Origin of the sequence: Pedobacter roseus, assembly GCF_014395225.1 — a bacterium.
GTDB lineage: Bacteria > Bacteroidota > Bacteroidia > Sphingobacteriales > Sphingobacteriaceae > Pedobacter > Pedobacter roseus.
In genome coordinates, this window is the sequence record NZ_CP060723.1 from 4,069,890 (window position 1) to 4,091,350 (window position 21,461).

The following is a 21,461-nucleotide window of genomic DNA, read 5'->3' on the forward strand; positions in this document are numbered from 1 at the left end:
GCTCCGGTTTTTTTTATTCTAAAAACATCATCATGACAACAAGAAGAACATTTTTACAACAGGCAGGCTTAGCAGGTGCGGCAGCCTTTTTAAGTCCGGCTATCATTACTACAGCTTTAGCTCAGTCGGCAAAAGTTTCAAAAATCGGAATCGGTCTTTTCACCCTCAGGGAACAGTTAACTGCTGATGTAAAAGCCACCATCCAACAGGTTGCCAAAATCGGCTATAACCAGGTAGAAACCTATTATGGTTATCCGGGCAAATACGAGGTGAAAGGTTTTTGGGGTTTGGAAGCCAAAGATTTCAATGCTTTATTGCAAGCAAACGGACTCACCTCCCCGAGCGGACATTACAATGTAACAGAGTTCTTATCTTCAGGAGACGATAAAGTATTAAAATCGCACATTGAAACAGCAGCCACTGTAAACCAAAAATACTTTGTGATTCCGGCTTTGCCAACTGATATCAGGACCAACGGAAGCCTGGACGATTACAAACGTATGGCCGCCAAATTTAACCAGGCGGCAGAACTTTGCCAAAAATCGGGTTTAAAACTGGCCTACCACAACCATAATTTCGAATTTAAAGATCAGGGAAATGGCGTTACAGGTTACGAAATCCTCTTAACAGAAACCGATGCCAAACTGGTAGGTTTTGAACTTGATATTTTTTGGGCAGTAAATGCAGGCTTAGATCCCGTAGCCATGTTCAGGAAAAATCCCGGCCGTTATAAAATGTTCCATGTTAAAGATATGGACAAAACAGACAAAGCCGTTTTTACCGAAGTAGGCGCTGGCAGAATCGATTTCAAAAGCATTTTTGCAGCTTCCAAACTGGCAGGTGTCGACTACATTTTCACAGAACAGGATATTATTAAAAAAGCACCTTATGAGAGTATAGCCGAAAGTTATAATTACATCAAAAAGAACCAGCTTTAAGCAGAATTTCTCTGAGAAATAGCCCGCTTCTGGGATTTATTAGTAAATAAGTTCCTCACCTATACTAAATGTACTTTTTACACCAAGTAAAATACCAGTAAAAACCTACTCAAAATACCAACAGAGCAATAAAAAGCTATTTATTTAGAACAATTCTACGCGGTAACAATCGCATTGCAGTCTGATAATTTAATCCAAAAAATTTATTCTTTCCGCTATATTTTTTCTAATATTACTAATTGAACACATAAATAACCAATATATAAAACCATAAAGACGATGCACAGAAGAGAAGCACTCAAAAACGTTGCATTTTTGTTGGGAGGAGCAATCTCAGCAAGTACAATGGGCGTTTTATTTGAAAGTTTTACGCTCCCTGAAAACGAAAAAAAATTTGTGAATTATTCGGTGGAAGATGAAAAGATTTTTGCCGAGTTTGCTGACATTATTGTCCCGACTACCAAAACCTCTGCAGGTGCCAAAGCCGCAGGTTTAGGTAAGTTTATTCCGATGATGATGAAAGATTGTTACCCGGCCGAAATGCAAACCTCATTTTCGAAGGGCTTTAAAGATCTTCAGGCAAAATCAATGAAAGATTTCGGTAAGAACTACCTGGCCTTAACACCAGCCGACCGCAAAAAATTAATGATCGATTTAAGAACAATCGCACTTGCTCAAAAAGATGGTAAATCAGAAGAAAACAAAGATCTGGCTTACTTTTTCATCACCGCAAGAGATTTAACCTTACTCGGCTATTATTCTTCAGAGATTGGTTGCACCAAAGCACGCGAATATGTGCTTATTCCGGGCCGATATGATGGTAATGCGCCTTTAAAACCAGGCCAAAAATCATGGGCAACCTAATTTCCAACCTCAATAACAAAACATCATGAATTTAAATACAGATTTAAAAGCAGAAAATACTTACGATGCTATTGTAGTAGGATCGGGGATTAGTGGCGGCTGGGCTGCAAAAGAACTTACAGAGAAAGGCTTACGTGTACTGATGCTCGAAAGAGGAATGAACATTGAGCACATTACAGGTTACGAAACCGCCATGAAAAACCCATGGGATTTTAAACATGCTGGTAAGTTAACCGAAGAGCAAAAACGTACCCACCCTGTACAAAAAAGAGATTACCCTTACCAGGAAGCAAACGAAAAATGGTGGGTAAACGATTTAGAATGCCCTTACACCGAAGATAAACGTTTCGATTGGTACCGTGGTTTCCACGTGGGTGGAAAATCCCTAATGTGGGGCCGTCAGAGTTATCGTTTAAGCGATCACAACTTCGAAGACAATAAAAAAGATGGTCACGGTGCAGACTGGCCTATCCGTTACGCAGAGCTTTCGCCCTGGTACGATTATGCTGAGCGTTTTGCCGGCATCAGTGGATCAAAAGAAAACTGGCCTACTTGTCCTGATGGTGAGTTTTTACCTCCAATGGATTTAAACATTGTAGAAAAATCGGTAAAAGCACGCGTAGAAGAACATTATAAAAGAGAGCGTATCATCATGATTGGCCGTACCGCCAATTTAACAGTGCCTCACAAAGGTCGTGGCAATTGCCAATACAGAAATTTATGTAGTCGTGGTTGCCCTTTTGGTGCTTATTTCAGTACGCAATCTTCTACCCTACCTGCGGCTATGGCTACCAAACGTTTAACTTTACGCCCATACTCTATCGTAAACCACATCATTTATGATAAGGATACGAAAAAAGCAAAAGGGGTAATGGTTATCGATGCGCAGACCAACAAAACCATGGAATTTTATGCTAAAATCGTTTTTGTAAACGGTTCTACATTAGGTTCAACTTTCCTTTTATTAAACTCAACTTCAGAAGCACATCCAAATGGTTTGGGTAATGCCAGCGGACAATTGGGTCACAACTTGATGGATCACCATTTCCGTTGCGGCGCATCAGGCGAAGCCGAAGGTTTTGATGATAAATATACTTACGGACGCCGTGCAAACGGAATTTATGTACCTAGGTATCAGAACATTGGTAACGATAAACGTGATTATTTACGTGGTTTCGGTTATCAGGGCGGTGCAAGCAGGGCAAACTGGCAAAGTGATGTAGCCGAATTATCCTTCGGTGCAGACTTGAAAGAAAAAATGACCAAACCGGGCAAATGGACCATGGGATTGGGCGGTTTCGGAGAAATGCTTCCTTATTACGAAAACAAGGTCTACATCGACCATAGTAAAAAAGATAAATGGGGACAGCCGGTATTGGCCATTGATTGCGAATACAAGGAAAACGAGAAAAAAATGCGTGTGGATATGATGAACGATGCGGCCGAAATGTTAGAAAAAGCAGGCATGAAAAACATCAAAACCTATGATGCAGGTTGTTATCCAGGTATGGCAATCCACGAAATGGGTACCGCGAGGATGGGTAACGATCCAAAAACTTCAGTACTGAACAAATGGAACCAGATGCACGAAGTAAACAACGTTTTTGTAACTGATGGATCTTGTATGCCATCAATCGCCTGTCAAAATCCATCGTTAACATTTATGGCCTTAACTGCAAGAGCTTGCGATTATGCTGTAAAAGAATTAAAGAAAAAGAACATCTAGAAAGGTTTAAGGTAGAAGGCTTAAGGTATAGGGTTCAATCTCCCTATGCCCTAAGCCTTTAGCCCTATGCCCCATACCTCAAAAATGAAAAGAAAATTAAGAATGGGCATGATAGGCGGTGGAAAAGACGCTTTTATCGGTGCCGTACACCGTTTGGCTGCCAATATGGATGGCCTGATCGAATTATCTGCCGGAGCTTTAAGTGTAAACCCTGAAATCGGGTATGAATCTGGAAAACTACTTTTCCTTCCTGACAACAGGATCTACACCAATTACGAAGAAATGCTGACCAGGGAAAGTGAATTGCCAGCAGACGAAAGAATCGATTTCGTAACCATCGTAACCCCAAATTTTGCCCACTTCGCCCCTGCCATGATGGCTTTGGAAAAAGGCTTCAACGTGGTAATCGAAAAACCAATGACCTTAACTTTAGAAGAAGCAAAACAGCTGAAAGCAAAAGTTGAAGAAACAGGTTTAACCTTATGTTTAACCCATACCTATTCGGGTTATCCAATGGTTAAACAGGCAAAACAAATGGTTAGCGAAGGTGCTTTAGGTGCCATCAGAAAAATTGTGGTAGAATATCCTCAAGGTTGGTTAAGCACCCTTTCAGAACGCGAAGGCAATGCCCAGGCTGCCTGGCGTACCGACCCATCAAAAACCGGAAAAAGCGGTAGCATGGGCGATATTGGTACACATGCTGCACACCTGGCAGAATATATTTCTGGCTTAAAAATCACAAAAATCTGTGCCGATTTAAATATTGTGGTTCCTGGAAGAGCAATTGATGATGATGGCAACGTATTGTTAAAATTCGATAACGGAAGTAACGGTGTGCTGGTAGCCTCTCAAATTGCTGCCGGAGAAGAAAACGCATTAAAAATTAGGGTTTATGGCGAAAAAGGTGGTATAGAATGGCACCAGATGGAACCAAATACTTTAATTGCCAGATGGTTAAATGCACCTGCACAGATCTATAGAACAGGTAATGGTTATATGGGGAGTTTCGCTCAGCATAATACCCGTACACCAGGCGGTCACCCTGAAGGTTACTTAGAGGCATTTGCAAATATTTATAGAAACTTCGCCTTAACTGTAAATGCAAAACTTAACAATGAGCAACCTACTGCAGAAATGTTGGATTTTCCAGGTGCAGAAGACGGCGTAAGAGGAATGGCATTTATTGAAAATGTAGTGGCTTCCAGCCAGTCTGATCAAAAGTGGCACGATTATAAACTATAACTATTCAGCATGACAACAATAAAAGGACCAGCAGTATTTTTAGCACAATTTATAAGCGACGAGGCACCATTTAACACCTTAGAAAATATCTGCGAATGGGCAGCCGGATTAGGTTTTAAAGGTATTCAGATGCCAACACTGGATGCAAGGTTTATTGATCTTCAAAAAGCGGCTGAAAGTAAAACTTATGCCGATGAACTGAAAGGGAAAATTGCTTCTTATGGTTTAGAGATTACCGAGCTTTCTACCCACCTACAAGGTCAGTTGGTTGCCGTACATCCTGCTTACGATGATCTTTTTGATGCATTTGCACCAAAAGAAGTACATAAAAACCCCAAAGCCAGAACAGAATGGGCCGTGCAACAAATGAAATATGCAGCCAAAGCCTCTCAAAATTTAGGCTTAAATGCACATGCAACATTTAGTGGTTCGTTATTATGGCAATATTTCCACCCATGGCCGCAACGCCCTGCCGGATTAGTTGAAGAAGGTTTTGCAGAACTTGCAAAACGCTGGACACCAATTTTAAATGAGTTTGACCAATGTGGTGTTGATGTTTGCTACGAAATACACCCCGGAGAAGATTTATTTGATGGCGAAACTTACGAAATGTTCCTTGCCGCAGTAAATAATCACCCGCGGGCATGCTTATTGTATGATCCATCACACTTTGTGTTGCAACAATTGGATTACATTCAATACATCGATTTTTACCACGAACGCATTAAAGCTTTCCATGTTAAAGACGCAGAATTTAACCCTACGGGCAAACAAGGCACTTTTGGCGGCTACCAAAGTTGGGCAAACCGTGCCGGCCGTTACCGTTCGCCAGGAGATGGGCAGGTTGATTTTAAAACCATTTTTAGTAAATTGGCACAATATGATTTTAAAGGTTGGGCCGTTATGGAATGGGAATGCTGTATTAAAAACCAGGAAGATGGCGCCCGCGAAGGTGCCGAATTCATTAAAAAGAACATCATTAACGTAACAGATAAAGCATTTGATGATTTCGCTGCATCAGGCAGTGATAGCGCTTTCAACAAAAGAATATTAGGATTACAAGATTAACAAACACAAAACACACACAAAATGAAAAAGACATTTTTAATTTTAGGCGCTGTAGTCATCTTTATGGCTTCATTTTCAAAGGCAGATTTAACCAGAGAAAAAACGGTAGTTGCAACAGCAACAATGACAAACCATGCTGCTTTCCAGTCAAATCCAGGCGAAAAACTGATCAATAAATCAGATTGTTTAGGTTGCCATAACAAAACCAATAAAATTATTGGCCCTGCTTATGTAGAAATCGCTAAAAAATATCCGGCTACCGAGAAAAACATCAACATGTTAGCCGATAAAATTATTAAAGGTGGAACCGGGGTTTGGGGCAATATGCCAATGACTGCTCATGCTACACTTAAAAAAGACGATGCAAAATTGATGGTAAAGTACATTTTATCCCTTAAAAAATAATTTTAACCAAATTAGCAAATCGATTTACTAATATGAAAACAGAGCAAGAAAATAAAAACACGAGTAACCGCCGTGATTTTATTAAAACTTCGGCAATCGCTGCCGCAGCTTTTATGATCGTGCCCCGCCATGTATTGGGCGGACCCGGTTATTTAGCACCAAGCGATCGCTTACTGGTTGCCGGCATTGGTGTCGGCGGAAAAGGCCAGAGCGATATAGATATGTTCAACAAAAGCGGAAAAGCAGATATTGCCTTTTTATGTGATGTTGACGATCGCCGCGCAGCCAATAGTGTGAAAGCTTTCCCTAAAGCCAAATACTATAAAGACTGGCGCGAAATGCTGGATAAAGAACATAAAAACTTCGATGCGGTCTCTGTTTCCACTCCCGATCATAACCATGCCATACAGGCTTTGGCTGCCATGCAGCTGGGCAAACATGTTTACGTGCAAAAACCTTTAACACACGATATTTATGAAGCGCGTATCTTAACCGCTGCTGCAAAAAAATATAAAGTGGTTACCCAAATGGGTAATCAGGGTGCATCAAACGATGGTCCACGCCAAATGAAAGAATGGTATGAAGCGGGTTTAATTGGTGATGTACATACGGTTTATGCCTGGACAGATAGACCGGTTTGGCCACAGGGCATTCCACGACCAACAAAAAAAGCCGAAATTCCAAAAGAATTAGACTGGAATTTATGGTTGGGTACTGCTCCTGAAAAAGATTTTATAGACAAACTGGTTCCTTTTAACTGGCGTGGCTGGTGGGATTACGGAACCGGTGCCCTTGGGGATATGGGATGCCACTTAATCGAAGCTCCTTTTAGTGTATTAAACTTAAAATATGCAAAAGAAGTTGAAGCAAGCGTAGGCTCTGTTTATGTAGATGAATTTAAACGCGGTTATTTCCCTGAAAGCTGCCCTCCATCAAGTCACGTTACCTTAAAATTTCCTAAAACCAATAAAACCAAAGGTGATGTAACCTTACATTGGATGGACGGTGGTATCCAGCCGGAACGCCCTGAAGAATTAGAAGCTGACGAAACTTTTGGTGATGGTGGTAATGGTACCTTGTTCATCGGAACTAAAGGTAAAATGATGTCTGAAACCTATAGCGCAAACCCGAAATTGTTGCCTTTAAGTAAAAACAAAGACATTAAAGTTGCGCCAAAATACGCCCGCGTACCAAATGGTGCAAACGGCCACTATAAACAATGGGTTGAAGCCGCAATTGCAGGTTATGGCAAACAGGAAGTTAGTTCTCCTTTCGAAATTGCAGGACCGTTAACAGAAGCTTTATTAATGGCGAATTTGGCCATCAGAAGTTTCGATATCCAAAAAACAGTTAACGGCAAAACTACTTATCCAGGCAGGTACACCAAAATGCTTTGGGATAACGACAACATGAAAGTTACCAATTTCGACGAAGCAAACCAGTTTGTAAAACGCGAATACCGCCAGGGCTGGAACAATTTAACTCTTTAATTATCATAAACCTCGCAGCAAAAAAACCTGCGAGGTTTTATTTAAAAAAAAATGAAAAAAATCTTTCTTTCTGCTTGTATTCTGTTAGCAGTTACACAAATATCAAAAGCTCAAAAGGGCTTCAAACCACTGTTTGATGGTAAAACCACTACAGGATGGCATACCTATAACAAAACTACTGTTGGTAGTGGCTGGCAGGTTCAGGATGGTGCATTGCACCTGGATTTAGCCAAAAAAGGCACTGATGGCGGTGGTGATTTGGTTACAGACAAAGAATATGGCGATTTCCATTTAAAATATGAGTGGAAAGTAGCTCCAAAAGCCAATAGTGGTTTAATTTTTTACGTTCACGAAGAGCCTAAATATCACGCTACCTACTCTACAGGTTTAGAAATGCAGGTAATTGATAACGACGGTCACCCGGATGGAAAAATCACCAAACACCGTGCTGGCGATTTATACGACCTTGTAAAAAGCTCATCTGAGCCGGTTAAACCTGTTGGTCAATGGAATAAAGCAGAAATCATTAGTAAAAAAGGTAATTTAACTTTAATTTTAAACGGAGTTGAAGTGGTAAAAACCACCCTTTGGGATGATAACTGGAAAAAAATTGTTGCAGTCAGTAAATTTGCAACATGGGAAAACTGGGGAACGTTTAAAACCGGCAAAATTGCCCTGCAAGATCACGGAGATGAAGTTTGGTACAAAAACATCTCGATAAAAGAACTTTAAAATAGGTTAAAGGTGTAAGGTAAAAGGATGAAGGTTTCCTTTCTTCCGATTTAACCATATATCTAAAACTTAAATATAATGAGGCTGAAGGCGTAAGGTAAATGTTGAGGATTATATCCTTCGTTTTAACCCTACGCCTTAAACCTTAAACCTAATAACCTTATATAAACCAAATGAATAGCACTACTCGCTTTAAACTCTCTGCCATGATGTTCCTGGAATTTTTTATCTGGGGTGCATGGTTTGTAACTTTAGGAGCTTTCTTAAACAATAACCTAAAGGCAACCAATTCTGAAATTGGTTCTGTATTTTCAACACAATCCTGGGGCGCAATTATTGCTCCATTTATCATTGGCCTTATCGCCGACAGGTATTTTAACGCTGAAAGAATTTTAGGTGTTTTACACATTATTGGTGCTATTTTAATGTACCAGATGTATACTGCGCCAGATGTAAGCGTTTTTTACCCTTACGTTTTAGCTTACATGATTTTGTTCATGCCTACCCTTGCACTGGTAAATTCGGTTTCTTTTAACCAAATGAAAGATGCTGAAAAAGAATTTGCAAACATCAGGGTATTCGGTACAATCGGGTGGATCATTGCTGGTTTACTGATCAGTTTTGCATTTCACTGGGATTCTCCGGAAGGAATTCAGGCGGGATTATTAAAAAGCACCTTTTTAATGGCTGGTATCGCTTCTTTGGTCTTAGGAATATTTAGTTTTACTTTACCTGCTACTCCTCCAAAGGTTGCCAAAGACGAAAAAATAAAAATTGGTGACATTTTAGGTCTGGATGCGTTAAAACTATTAAAAGATAAAAATTTTGCTGTTTTCTTCATCTCTTCCATCCTGATCTGTATCCCATTAGCCTTTTATTATCAAAATGCGGGCCTTTTCCTGGCAGATATTAAAGTTTCAAACCCAACAGGTAAAATGGCCATCGGTCAGGTTTCCGAAGCACTATTTTTATTGGCCATTCCGGTATTCTTTTCTAAATATGGTTTTAAGAAAACCATCATTGTGGGTATGTTGGCCTGGGCGGTACGTTATGTGTTATTTGCTTATGGTAATGCCGGCAACTTAAGCTTTATGCTGATCATTGGAATTGCGCTCCACGGTGTTTGTTACGATTTCTTCTTTGTTTCTGGTCAGATTTATACCAACTCAAAAGCCGGAGAAAAATTTAAAAGTGCGGCACAGGGTATTATCACGCTTGCAACTTATGGCGTGGGTATGTTGATTGGCTTTAAAGTAGCCGGATTAATTACCGACATGTATAAAACCGGAGAGGTAACGGATTGGAAAATGGTTTGGATTATCCCGGCAGGAATTGCAGCGGCAGTGTTCTTATTGTTTGCCCTGCTGTTCAACGATAAAACTAAATCTGAAATAGAAGCTAAAGCAGTTTAATATGGCCTCAAACGTAAATAGAAGAAATGCTTTAAAGAACATCATCGCAGGAACTGCTGCGATTAGTGTTTCTTCAGGATTTTCAGCATTAGCAATGGATAAAGCAGCATCAGATCAGCCGCTAAGGCTAAAAGGAAATATCAACCATGCAGTTTGCCGCTGGTGTTTTAGCAGTTTCGATGTAGAAACACTTTGCATCGAAGCTAAAAAAATCGGTATTAAAGGCATTGACCTCGTTGGCCCTAAAGATTGGCCGACCTTGAAAAAACATGGCCTGGAATCGACCATGTGCAATGGAGCAGAAATTAATCTGGTAGATGGTTTTAACGATGAAAAATTCCACGAAAAATTAATTCAGAACTATACAGCAATGATTCCGCTTGTAGCCGAAGCCGGATATAAATACCTCATCTGTTTTAGCGGAAACCGCCGTGGTAAAGATGATGAAACCGGTTGGAACAATTGTGTTAAAGGCCTGAAACAATTGATGCCATTGGCCGAAAAACACAATGTTGTTCTGGTAATGGAGTTATTAAACAGCAAGCTGAACCATAAAGATTACCAGTGCGACAGAACCTCGTGGGGAGCAGAGCTTTGCAAACGTTTAGGATCTGAAAACTTTAGGTTACTTTATGACATTTACCACATGCAGATTGATGAAGGTGATGTGATCAGGAACATTAGAGATTACCATCAGTACATTGCCCATTACCACACTGCTGGTGTTCCGGGCAGAAACGAAATTGATGATACACAGGAACTTTATTACCCGGCCATTATGAAAGCCATTGCCGAAACCGGCTTTAAAGGTTTCGTTGCACAAGAATTTATACCTAAAAACGCTGATAAAATAGCCTCCTTAAAAAAGGCAATCTCAATTTGCGACATTTAAAAATATACCTATGATATCAAGAAGAAGTTTTATACTCAATAGTAGTATGGCTGCAGCGGCAGCACTTTTGGCGCCGTCGTTCGCTTTTGCTACCGATAAAAAAGCAGTAGGCTTACAATTATATTCTTTAAGGGACGAACTTCCTAAAGATGTAAAGGGAACCATTGCCAAGGTGGCAAAAGCTGGCTTCAAAGAAGTTGAAACCTATGGTTTTTCGATAAAAGATCAATTTTGGGGATTAACGCCCAAAGAATTTAAAGCATTGTTGGATGCTAACAGATTAAAAGCACCAAGTGGCCATTACGGTTTAGGCACTTACCTGGCTGATGGAAATACCACAGAACTTAAAGCGGCAATTGCAGCAGCAAAAGTACTGGGCAGCGAATACGTAACCATTCCCTGGTTAGACGGAAGCATCAGAAAAAATGCCGACGATTATAAAAAAATCGCATCCAGGATTAACGAAGCTGGAAAATTAACAAAAGCAGCCGGTATCAGATTAGCCTATCATAACCACAATTTCGAATTCGAAAAACAGGGTGATACCACCGGTTACGAGATCCTGTTGAAAGGAACCGATAAAAAACTGGTTGATTTCGAACTTGACTTGTATTGGGTAGTACGCTCAGGCAACGATCCGATTAAGTTATTCAAAGAAAATCCGGGCCGTTTTACCATGTGGCATGTTAAAGATATGGATAAAGCCAATCCGGCATTAAATGCTGAAGTAGGAACTGGTTCTATTAACTTCAAACCTATTTTTGCCCAGGCTAAACTTTCGGGCATGAAACATTTCTTCGTAGAGCACGAAACCAATTATAAGCCAAATCCACTAGGTTCCGTTACCGCAAGCTGCGCATTTATAAAAAAAGAAATTATTTAAATCTTAAGCAATGAATTCAAGAAGAACATTCTTAAAACAAGCAGGATTAGCAGCCGGAGCGGCTTTGTTAATCCCATCATTTGCTTTTGATAAAGTAAGCAAAAATGTTGGCCTGCAATTATACACCCTACGCGATGAATTGCCAAAAGATGTAAAAGGCGTTATTGAAAAAGTAGCAAAAGCCGGATACAAAGAGGTCGAAACTTATGGTTTTGCAAATGGAAAATTTTGGGGTTTAACACCTAAAGAATTTAAAGCCTTACTTGATGCCAATGGCTTAAAAGCACCAAGTGGACATTACCACATGGATGATTTTGTAAAAACAGGAAATACCGATAGGTTAAAAGCAGATATCGAATCATCAGCTGCAATTGGCGGTAAATATTTTACCATTGCCGGCGCACACGTTGATATGAGTAAAGGTGCAGATGGTTTCAAAAAAACAGCCAATGATTTTAACAAAGTGGCAGAAATTGCAAAAGCCTCAGGATTAAAATTCGCTTATCATAACCACGATTTCGAATTTAAAAAATTAGGCGATACTACGGGTTACGATGTTTACTTAACTGAAACCGATAAAAACCTGGTTAATTTTGAAATGGATTTATACTGGGTAGTACGTTCAGGTAATGATCCGTTAGCATTATTTAAAAAATACCCAGGCCGTTTCCCAATGTGGCACGTAAAAGATATGGACAAAGCCAAACCTGAATTAAACACCGAGGTGGGTAAAGGATCAATTGATTTTAAATCGATTTTTGCTCAGGCAAAACTTTCAGGTATGCAACACTTTTTTGTGGAGCACGAAAATAACTATCAGCCAGATCCAATTGGCTCGATCAAAACAAGCTGCGATTATATCAAAGCAAGTTTAATTTAAATTTTCTCCAGACCTCGCAGGTTTTCAAAACCTGCGAGGTCTAAACTAAAAAAGCACATAGAGGAAGAGATGCGTACAGCGATAAAATCGCTTTTCTCATACATCCTCTTTAAAAACGAGGACGATCCGTAAGGTTCGCACCATGCTAGAACGGCTGACCTAGGTTAATTAAACCTGACAGTAGCGGGCATCCCGATTCTTCATCGGGATAAAGCGGATGGCAGGACTTTCGTAACCAATAAGCGCTGGAACCTGCTTTCCAAAAAAAAGAAAGAAAGCCTCTCTTATCAAGTTTTACTAAATCGAATTAATGATTTATCTTCTACCCATATTTTCTATCGAAAACCCAAAATTTTAAACATTAAAAGCAAATTTAATTGGTAACAATAGGGATATAAGCTTAATTTTTAGCATATTTGGGCTTATATCAAATAATTAATAATATAAAAAAAATTTAAAATGAAAGTAGCAGTAGTAGGTGCAACCGGATTGGTTGGCACTGTCATGTTAAAAGTATTGGAGGAAAGAAATTTCCCTTTAACAGAGTTAATTCCCGTAGCATCAGAAAAGAGCGTTGGTAAGGAAATTACTTTTAAGGGTAAGAAGTTCCCAATTGTTAGCATGGATACTGCAATCAGCATGAAGCCAGATATCGCTTTGTTTTCGGCTGGTGGAAATACTTCATTAGAGCACGCGCCACGTTTTAAAGAGGCTGGAACAACGGTTATCGATAACTCTTCTGCCTGGAGAATGGATCCTGCAATTAAATTAATTGTACCGGAAGTTAATGCACACGAACTTTCTATCGATAACAAAATTATTGCTAACCCAAACTGTTCTACCATCCAGATGGTGGTGGTATTAAAGCCTCTACACGATAAATACAAAATTAAACGTGTGGTGGTTTCTACCTACCAATCGGTTACCGGTACAGGTGTTAAAGCGGTTGAGCAGTTAATGAATGAGCGTAAAGGTATTGATGGCCCGAAAGCTTATCCTTATGAAATCGATTTAAATGTTCTTCCTCATATTGATGTTTTCTTGGAAAACGGATATACCAAAGAAGAAATGAAAATGGTTAAGGAAACGAACAAAATCATGAGCGATGATAGCATTAAAGTTACCGCTACAACGGTTCGTATTCCGGTAATGGGTGGTCACTCAGAATCGGTAAATATCGAGTTTGAAAATGATTTCGATTTAGCCGAAGTGCGTAGTATTTTAGAAAAATCGCCTGGTATAATTGTTGTTGACGATGTGGCTAACTTAAAATACCCAATGCCGAAAGATGCACACGAAAAAGATGAAGTTTTTGTAGGCCGTATCCGTAGGGATGAGTCGGCTCCTAAAGCCCTTAACCTTTGGATTGTTGCCGATAACTTACGTAAAGGTGCAGCAACCAATGCAGTTCAGATTGCCGAATATCTGATTCAGAAAGAATTGGTTTAATCAATAAAACTCAAAAGCCTCCCGATGTAAAATCGGGAGGCTTTTTTTTTGCGTTCCAACAATGAAACATATTCCCATTGCGCTTATATATTCCAGATTACTTATCGGTTTTGGAATCATCCTGTTAAGCGTTTTCCATGTTAGCAATTATTCTTTTTTAGCCATCACCTTATTATCCATTGGTTTGTTAACCGATGTTTTTGATGGCATTATTGCCCGTAAGCTCAATATCTCTTCCGAAAAGTTAAGGCGGCTTGATTCCGGAATCGATCAGGTATTTTTTATCTCGGTGGCAGTTGCCACTTATATCCAATGTCCTGATTTCTTTAAAACCAACCTGGTCAAATTAATTGTCCTTGGTGCTTTTGAAGCTTCAACTTATGCTTTAAGTTATATCAAATTCAAAAAAGAAATTGCCACACATTCAATTGGTGCTAAAATCTGGACGCTGACAATATTTGCTACTTTAGTCGAAATTATGGTGCATTGCGAATCGGTGGTGCTCTTTGAAATTTGTTTTTGGCTCTGCATGGCCACCCGCTTGGAAATACTCGCCATTGTTTTTACCCTCAAAAAATGGACAAATGACGTACCCACTATTTATCATGCAATAAAACTGAGGCAGGGAAAGGAAATTAAGCGTAATAAGTTATTCAACGGGTAAGCTACATTCTTATAATTATGCAATTTAGCGATCGCAATCACTAAATTATATATAAAAAAGAGATCGTAATCACTAAATTATATATAATTTAGTGATTAGCACAGAATTTTGCTATATTTGAGAGAAGTAAAATTTGTAAGATGATTATAAGAAATCTGCAGAATCACATCGAATCGAAATTTTTTAAACAAAAAGCCATTATTGTTACCGGTGCAAGGCAAGTGGGTAAAACCACTATGTTAAAGCAACTCGTAAAAAAAACAGAATTGTCCTTTGTTTTCCTAAACTGTGACGAAGCTAATGTACGCACCACATTAACCGACATCAGTATTGAGCGGTTAAAATCAATTATCGGTGTTAACAAAATCATTTTCATCGATGAAGCACAACGTGTTACCAATATTGGCTTAACGTTAAAACTGATCGTCGATAATTTTACTGATGTCCAGTTACTGGTTACAGGTTCCTCATCATTAGATCTGGCCGTTGGCATCAAAGAATCATTAACGGGAAGAAAATTCGAATATCACCTCTTCCCTTTTTCTGTTGCAGAACTTATTGAAGACACTAATGTGCTTATTGAAGAACAGGCTTTAGAAAAAAGGTTAATTTATGGTACTTATCCTGATGCGATCAATTATCCGGGTGAAGAAAAAGAGCTGTTATTAAATTTGGCCAACAGTTATCTTTTTAAGGATATTTTATCCCTGACTGGCATCCGAAAACCTTTACAGCTCGAAAAATTGGTACAGGCATTAGCACTACAGATTGGTAACGAAGTTTCTTATACTGAACTTGGCCAAATGATTGAGGCCGATAAACTTACTGTTGAGCGTTACATCGATTTATTAGAACAATGTTTCGTTGTATTTAGGCTAGGTGCTTACAGCAGTAACCTGCGGAACGAAATTAAAAAGAGTAAAAAGATATACTTCTATGATACAGGAATTCGCAACGCGGTAATCGAAAATTTTAGTATGCTCGGCTTACGACAGGATGCTGGTCAGTTATTCGAAAATTACATCGTATCTGAATACATAAAGGCCAGTAATAATAAAAGAAAGCATGCAAAATATTATTTTTGGCGCAGTTTTCAGCAACAGGAAATTGATTTAATAGAAGAAGTTGATGGAAAAGTAAATGCCATAGAGATCAAGTGGAACGCGAATAAAAAAGTAAAGTTTCCCTCAACATTTTTAGATGCATACCCCACCAACGAAACATACGTTATAAATAAAGCTAACTATACCAGTTTCCTGATGTAAAATAATCGCCCGCAAAAAAAATGAAATTTTTCAAAATATTGTCCCTATCGCTGTGCTTAACAATTGCAGCAAATGCCCAAAACAGGATCCTAAACATCGAAAAAGCCTTTGATAATTTATTAAACGACGAACAGGCAAAACATGCCCTAGTATCTCTTTGCGTTTTGGATGCCAATACCGGTAAAACGCTATATGCTAAAAATGAGCAGATCGGTTTAGCTACCGCTTCAACACTAAAAACCATTACGGCTGCAACAGCCTTTAGTATTTTAGGGAAAGATTTTCAGTTTCAGACTACTTTGGCCTATACCGGAACAATTACTACAGATGGAACATTAAAAGGTAACCTGATCATTATCGGTAGCGGCGACCCAACTTTAGGTTCGTGGCGTTATCAAAACAAAGAAAGTGCCGTTTTAACCACTTGGGTTACGGCCATAAAAGCCGCAGGCATAAAAAAAATAGAAGGTTCTGTAATTGGTGATGACCGTATTTTTGGCACACAAACCACACCTGAAGGCTGGGTTTGGCAGGATATCGGCAATTATTATGGTGCTGGTACTTCGGGTTTAGCCTGGCGCGAAAATCAGTTCGATATCCATTTAAAGCCAGGGAGCAGTACAGCAGATGAAGTGAAAATTGTGAAAACAGTTCCGGCTACGCCTTATGTGCAGTTGGTTAATGAACTCAAAACCGGTGCATCTGGTACGGGCGATAGAAGTTATGCTTTCCTTCCACCTTACAGTAATGTTGCTTACCTCCGCGGAAGCTGGGGAATGGGCATTGCCAAAACAGGCATTTCGGTTGCCCTCCCCGACCCTGCTTTTGATTGTGCTTACCGTTTACAGGATACTTTGAAGAGATTGGGGATTTCGACCGGTCAGCAGGCCACTACAGCAAGGTTAATGACCTTAAACAATCAGGTCATTCCTTCAGTTACACAAAAAATAAGCACCATTAGTTCGCCAAGTTTAAGCGAGATGACCTATTGGTTTTTAAAGAAAAGCATCAATTTATATGGCGAATCACTTTTAAAAACAATTGCGATAAAATCGGGGAAAGCAGGTACAACAAGTAAAGGTGCTGAAACTGAAATCAACTTTTGGGCTGATAAAGGAATTGATAGAACAGCATTGAATATTATCGACGGCAGCGGACTTTCTCCAGGCGACCGAATTACAACCTCGGCAATGGCAAATGTTCTTTTTCAGATTCAGAAAGAAAACTGGTTCACTGATTATTATAAAGCACTGCCTGAATACAATGGAATGAAAATTAAAAGTGGAACCATAAACGATGTTTCTGCCTTTTCAGGTTACCATACGGATGCTGCTGGTAACAAATATGTGGTGGTGATCAATATTAATAATTATAGCGGAAACAGTATTAACAAAAAGTTGTTTAAGGTATTAGACGAATTAAAATAAAACATCCCTATAAATAATATGGCGCTTTTTGTAAAAAACCTTCAAGCCGTTGACGGACTGATTTCGAACCTATATAAAGGTATTTCAGCAGATGAAATGACTAAAAAAGTTACCGAAGTGATGGAACAACAAGGATATCAGGTGACTAACGATCAATTTGGCAATTTAATATTAGAAAAAGGCAGCCGTATAAAACGACTTTTACTTGGTGCTTTTGTAATTTATTTTAAATTTAGCGTAACAATGGCTCCAGGCGTTAACAACGAACTTACAATCAACATTTTTCAGCAATCAAGCGGCATGTCTGGCGGTTTAATTGGCATGAACCAGATCAAAACGGAACTTGCCAGGTTAAACTTTTTGTTTTCGAATATTTAGGAAGTATTTAAAAATAATCCCATTCCGTGGTCTGTGTCCTCACAGAACACTCGTAAAATTAGTTATCACTTCCTACAATATCATATTCATAGATGGTCTGTGCGGACACAGACCATGGATAAGGAGTCCTATAGAAAAGTCGTCATTTCGAGCGGACCCGATAGCTATTGGGTGCAACGCAGTCGAGAATCCGAAGGCTCTGCGAGGCAAAATCTGTCTCCATAGATCTCTCCATTCCGCTGCGCTTCAGTCGAGATGACGACCTGTTCAAATATCAATGTAATTATCGTTCAAACAATTTCTCCTGAATACCAACCAAGCCACAATAACGTTTAGTGGAATTAGCATTAAGCCTAAGCCAAACATGATAAACACATAAAAGAGGAAAAACAGACAAAAAACACCTATCAAAAATCCTTTAACCTGAATCTCATTCAGCAGAAGCAAATTTCTAAATAAAAGGATAGCGGAAAAAGCAAATGCGACTAATTCGAGTGAAATTAATGAGCCAAAACGCGTAGTCATCCAACATATTTCGGGCAATAATAAAATAAGATAGTTTAAACAGAAGCCAAAAAATACTTTTGCCCTTGAGAATGGAAAATTTGGCAAAAAGGACAAATAACGATCATTGAAAATTTTCTCCTGATAAATGAGCACAACATGGGCCACAACAATGCAGGAGGTAATGAGCATGAGTAACCTGAAATTATCTTCCAAATCAGAAAAAAGCACAAAAACACTTGAAATCAATACCCACGAAAGCATTTTGGTTAATAAATAGGCCAGTTTGGATTGGTTAAAAACCTGAAAGCTATACAATAAAAACACAGGTTTACTCCATTTCCGGCTTACTCTGATTAGCCAGTTGGGTTTACTGCTTTCAATTAAACGATTACTTTCTTTTAGAATGATATAAGCACCTGCAATAATCAGCAGCAGCTGAAAGAATAAAATTCCAATAGAAATAAGATAAAAACCAAATACGATCCCAATCACTACGGCATACAAAGTATAACACCATACCGGAATAAATATATAAGCCAACACTACACACCAGCTATAAAACTGTTGTTTTTTTGAGGATGAGGTAAAACTGTAGTATAAAAACTCCTGTTGAGGTAGAAAAAGCTGGTTGAGTAGATATTTTAAGCATTTATAGGTATATAATGCGCTTGCGATAAGATAAAAGGCCATAATTAACGGATTGCTCACCAAACTGATGGTAAAGAAAAACTGCCAAAAATCAATCTGATCAGGCATAACCGTACCTAATGTATTGATGAACAAACAATAACTGATCAACATCACAAAAACGAATAGCAGCATGCCCGCATGGGTCCGGTAAAACCCATCTACAAATATTTTTCTTAAAGCAATGTTCGAAAGCGGAAGCATTAAAAGTTCAGGGTTAATTTTTTATCTTCGATATTAATCTGTTTAAGTCCGGGCAATTTTAATTCATCCAATGACTGGTGTGAGGATAAAAGAAAACTGATCCCTTCTTCTTTATGTTTTTTGTTGATCCAACGATACAACACCTCTAGAGATTCGGCATCGATGGTATTTAAAGGTTCATCCAATAAGATCAATTTGGGTTTGCCCAAAAAAGCCAGCACCAGCGAAAGTTTTTTAAGCATACCACTGGAATAAGAACCCAATGGATTATAAATGTAATCTTGCATTCCGATTTCAGCAAGTAATGCCTCCGCCTGTCCCGAACTTGCACCTTTAGCTTTCGCAAAAAGACCGATCATCTCCGCTCCGCTTAAAAATTCGGGAAATAATGGTTCGGTAGCGGCAAAATTGACCAGTTTTCTGTAGGCTACACCATGATTCTTCAGATAAACCGTTCCTATTGCGATATCACCCTTAAAAGACAATATCCCTGCAATCGCTTTCAATAAGGTACTTTTTCCTGTACCATTGCTTCCTTTTATCCAAAAAATGCCTTCAGGAAGCTTAATATTATCTATCTTTAAAACGAGATGATCGAAGTAAGATTTTTCAAATTGATTGAAGTGCAGCATAAAACCATTTTATTTCTGACTTTATTTTTGTTGGAAAGTTACAACCGGACTTCATCTTGGTAAAATCCTACATCAATGCAACTAACTTTACGTCCTTACCAGCCCAGCGATGTTGAAAGTTTGGTTAAATACGCCAATAATTTCAATATTTCTAAATACCTGACCAATAAATTCCCATTTCTTTACGAAAAAAAAGATGGGGAAGCTTTTATTCAACTGGCTTTAAGTCATGATCCCTTACAAATCAAAGCCATTGTATTAAATGGTGAAGTAATCGGATCGATAGGTGTGCATCAACTGTCCGATATTTATAGTAAAAGTGCAGAAATGGGTTACTGGATTGCTGAAGATTTTTGGGGAAGAGGAATTGTTCCGCTTGCCATAAAAGAAATGCTTCAATATGGTTTCACTACCTTCGATATTGATAGAATTTTTGCACGGACAACACATACGAACCTGGCTTCGCAGCAGGTTTTAAAGAAATCGGGCTTTATTTTCGAAGCGGAATTAAAGGGTACCATTTTTAAAAATGACGAATATTTTGATGAGCTGATTTTTGGATTTAGAAAAAATCAACTCCGCTAGCTGCAACATTAAATTTTTTGTTAAACCCGAAGCTTATTGCGTAAATTCGTGCAAACCAAAAACAACAAAGCAATGAAATTATCGATCAAATCAATAGTGCTGTTTGTAGCACTTTTGGGTGCAGCAGATTTTGCTAATGCCCAGGAAGCCAAATTCCCACAACCGAGTAGTGGTCAAACCATCATCCAGGATTTTGGATTGGGAAAAATAACTTTAACTTATTCCCGTCCGAATGTTAAAGGCCGTAAAATTTTTGGCGGTATGGAACCTTTAGGCGTTGTTTGGCGTAACGGTGCAAATGCAGCCACACGCGTTAAATTTACCGATGCGGTTAAAATTGAAGGGAAAGATTTACCTGCTGGCGAATATGGCCTGTTCAGTATTTCGGGTAAAAACGAATGGACCGTTATTTTTAATAAAATTGCCGATCAATGGGGTGCTTACGAGTATAAAGAAAGTGATGATGTGTTGCGCGTGAAAGTAAAAACAACAACTTTAAAGGATAAAGTAGAAACTTTAACCATGCAATTTTCGGCAGTTAGCGAAACTTCTGCAACTTTAAATATGATGTGGGAGAATAGTGCCTATGCCATCAATATCACTACTTCTATTGATGAAAAAGTAATGGCCAATATCGCCGAAGCAATGAAGGGTGAAAAGAAACCATATTTTGCTGCTGCACAATATTATTTGCAAAACGGGAAAGATTTGAAACAAGCTTTAGCATGGATGACCGAAGCAGAAAAGTCAGATCCAAAAGCACCCTGGTTTAAATTGTGGAAAGGCCGTATCCAATTAAAAATGGGAGATAAAGCAGCCGCCGCCACTACTGCACAACAAGGTATCGACGTTGCAAAAGCACAAAAGGTTGATGAATATGTACGCCTCAATTCTGAACTTTTGGCTGAAGCTAAAAAATAAGGAGATAATTACCCAGTGGTGTCGTCATTTCGAGCGGACCCGATAGCTATCGGGTGCAGCTAAGTCGAGAAATCTGTCTCGAGATAGATCTCTCCGCTTCACTGCGTTTCATCCGATAGCTTTCGGATCGAGATGACGGCACTTTCAGGCATAGTTTTCCTATAAATTACCGAACCTAAGTAATCTAAACCCGATTGTCGTGGAAACCAA

General features: G+C 39.0%; 21 protein-coding genes. 19 read left to right on the forward strand and 2 right to left on the reverse strand.

Features of this window, described 5'->3' with window-relative positions:
* The first annotated feature begins 32 nt into the window (after positions 1-32).
* From H9L23_RS16625 to H9L23_RS16705, 17 genes are all read left to right on the forward strand, one after another.
* The gene (locus H9L23_RS16625; protein ID WP_187591446.1) at positions 33-938 is read left to right on the forward strand and encodes a sugar phosphate isomerase/epimerase family protein; all 906 of its coding nucleotides are present in this window, start codon (positions 33-35) and stop codon (positions 936-938) included.
* Positions 939-1,217: 279 nt separating this feature from the next.
* Positions 1,218-1,802 carry a gluconate 2-dehydrogenase subunit 3 family protein gene (locus H9L23_RS16630; protein ID WP_187591447.1) on the forward strand — a complete coding sequence of 195 codons (585 nt, stop codon included), beginning with the start codon at positions 1,218-1,220 and terminating at the stop codon, positions 1,800-1,802.
* Positions 1,803-1,827: 25 nt separating this feature from the next.
* Positions 1,828-3,528 carry a GMC oxidoreductase gene (locus H9L23_RS16635; RefSeq protein WP_025145747.1) on the forward strand — a complete coding sequence of 567 codons (1,701 nt, stop codon included), beginning with the start codon at positions 1,828-1,830 and terminating at the stop codon, positions 3,526-3,528.
* 84 nt (positions 3,529-3,612) lie between these two features.
* Positions 3,613-4,770, forward strand: coding sequence for a Gfo/Idh/MocA family protein (locus tag H9L23_RS16640; protein ID WP_187591448.1), 1,158 nt, complete (start codon positions 3,613-3,615; stop codon positions 4,768-4,770).
* Between the two features lie 9 nt (positions 4,771-4,779).
* On the forward strand, positions 4,780-5,838 hold the full coding sequence (locus H9L23_RS16645; RefSeq protein WP_187591449.1) for a sugar phosphate isomerase/epimerase family protein: 1,059 nt from the start codon (positions 4,780-4,782) through the stop codon (positions 5,836-5,838).
* Between the two features lie 21 nt (positions 5,839-5,859).
* Positions 5,860-6,243 carry a c-type cytochrome gene (locus H9L23_RS16650; RefSeq protein ID WP_187591450.1) on the forward strand — a complete coding sequence of 128 codons (384 nt, stop codon included), beginning with the start codon at positions 5,860-5,862 and terminating at the stop codon, positions 6,241-6,243.
* 32 nt (positions 6,244-6,275) lie between these two features.
* Positions 6,276-7,733, forward strand: coding sequence for a Gfo/Idh/MocA family protein (locus H9L23_RS16655; RefSeq protein WP_187591451.1), 1,458 nt, complete (start codon positions 6,276-6,278; stop codon positions 7,731-7,733).
* Positions 7,734-7,784: 51 nt separating this feature from the next.
* Complete coding sequence (locus H9L23_RS16660) at positions 7,785-8,465, forward strand: 3-keto-disaccharide hydrolase (RefSeq protein WP_187591452.1); 681 nt, start codon at positions 7,785-7,787, stop codon at positions 8,463-8,465.
* A gap of 173 nt (positions 8,466-8,638) precedes the next feature.
* Entirely contained in the window at positions 8,639-9,877 is a 1,239-nt protein-coding gene (locus tag H9L23_RS16665; RefSeq protein WP_187591453.1) for a nucleoside permease, read from the forward strand.
* A gap of 1 nt (position 9,878) precedes the next feature.
* Positions 9,879-10,769 (forward strand): hydroxypyruvate isomerase family protein, encoded by an 891-nt coding sequence (locus tag H9L23_RS16670; RefSeq protein WP_187591454.1) that lies wholly within the window; start codon positions 9,879-9,881, stop codon positions 10,767-10,769.
* A gap of 10 nt (positions 10,770-10,779) precedes the next feature.
* Positions 10,780-11,652, forward strand: a complete 873-nt coding sequence (locus H9L23_RS16675; RefSeq protein ID WP_187591455.1) for a sugar phosphate isomerase/epimerase family protein — start codon at positions 10,780-10,782, stop codon at positions 11,650-11,652.
* 10 nt (positions 11,653-11,662) lie between these two features.
* Positions 11,663-12,532, forward strand: coding sequence for a sugar phosphate isomerase/epimerase family protein (locus H9L23_RS16680; RefSeq protein WP_187591456.1), 870 nt, complete (start codon positions 11,663-11,665; stop codon positions 12,530-12,532).
* Positions 12,533-12,991: 459 nt separating this feature from the next.
* Positions 12,992-13,981, forward strand: a complete 990-nt coding sequence (locus H9L23_RS16685; protein WP_187591457.1) for an aspartate-semialdehyde dehydrogenase — start codon at positions 12,992-12,994, stop codon at positions 13,979-13,981.
* Between the two features lie 61 nt (positions 13,982-14,042).
* Entirely contained in the window at positions 14,043-14,645 is a 603-nt protein-coding gene (locus H9L23_RS16690) for a CDP-alcohol phosphatidyltransferase family protein (protein ID WP_187591458.1), read from the forward strand.
* A 140-nt stretch (positions 14,646-14,785) separates the two neighbouring features.
* Positions 14,786-15,910, forward strand: coding sequence for an ATP-binding protein (locus H9L23_RS16695; RefSeq protein WP_187591459.1), 1,125 nt, complete (start codon positions 14,786-14,788; stop codon positions 15,908-15,910).
* A 20-nt stretch (positions 15,911-15,930) separates the two neighbouring features.
* Positions 15,931-17,337, forward strand: coding sequence for a D-alanyl-D-alanine carboxypeptidase/D-alanyl-D-alanine endopeptidase (gene dacB, locus H9L23_RS16700; RefSeq protein WP_187591460.1), 1,407 nt, complete (start codon positions 15,931-15,933; stop codon positions 17,335-17,337).
* Between the two features lie 18 nt (positions 17,338-17,355).
* Complete coding sequence (locus H9L23_RS16705) at positions 17,356-17,715, forward strand: hypothetical protein (RefSeq protein WP_187591461.1); 360 nt, start codon at positions 17,356-17,358, stop codon at positions 17,713-17,715.
* A gap of 267 nt (positions 17,716-17,982) precedes the next feature.
* On the opposite strand, the gene H9L23_RS16710 is transcribed toward H9L23_RS16705, so the two are convergent.
* Together H9L23_RS16710 and H9L23_RS16715 are read right to left on the reverse strand one after the other, a co-directional pair.
* Positions 17,983-19,113: a hypothetical protein gene (locus H9L23_RS16710; RefSeq protein ID WP_187591462.1), complete on the reverse strand. Its 1,131-nt coding sequence runs from the start codon at positions 19,111-19,113 to the stop codon at positions 17,983-17,985.
* A complete protein-coding gene (locus H9L23_RS16715) occupies positions 19,113-19,745 on the reverse strand; it encodes an ABC transporter ATP-binding protein (RefSeq protein WP_187591463.1) in 633 nt (210 codons plus the stop codon). The genes H9L23_RS16710 and H9L23_RS16715 overlap by 1 nt, the downstream gene beginning before the upstream one ends.
* Positions 19,746-19,820: 75 nt before the next feature.
* Here H9L23_RS16715 and H9L23_RS16720 point away from each other — a divergent pair, with 75 nt between their 5' ends.
* Both H9L23_RS16720 and H9L23_RS16725 read left to right on the forward strand, forming a co-directional pair.
* Positions 19,821-20,330, forward strand: coding sequence for a GNAT family N-acetyltransferase (locus H9L23_RS16720; protein ID WP_187591464.1), 510 nt, complete (start codon positions 19,821-19,823; stop codon positions 20,328-20,330).
* A gap of 72 nt (positions 20,331-20,402) precedes the next feature.
* Positions 20,403-21,251, forward strand: coding sequence for a DUF2911 domain-containing protein (locus H9L23_RS16725; RefSeq protein ID WP_187591465.1), 849 nt, complete (start codon positions 20,403-20,405; stop codon positions 21,249-21,251).
* Positions 21,252-21,461 lie beyond the last annotated feature (210 nt).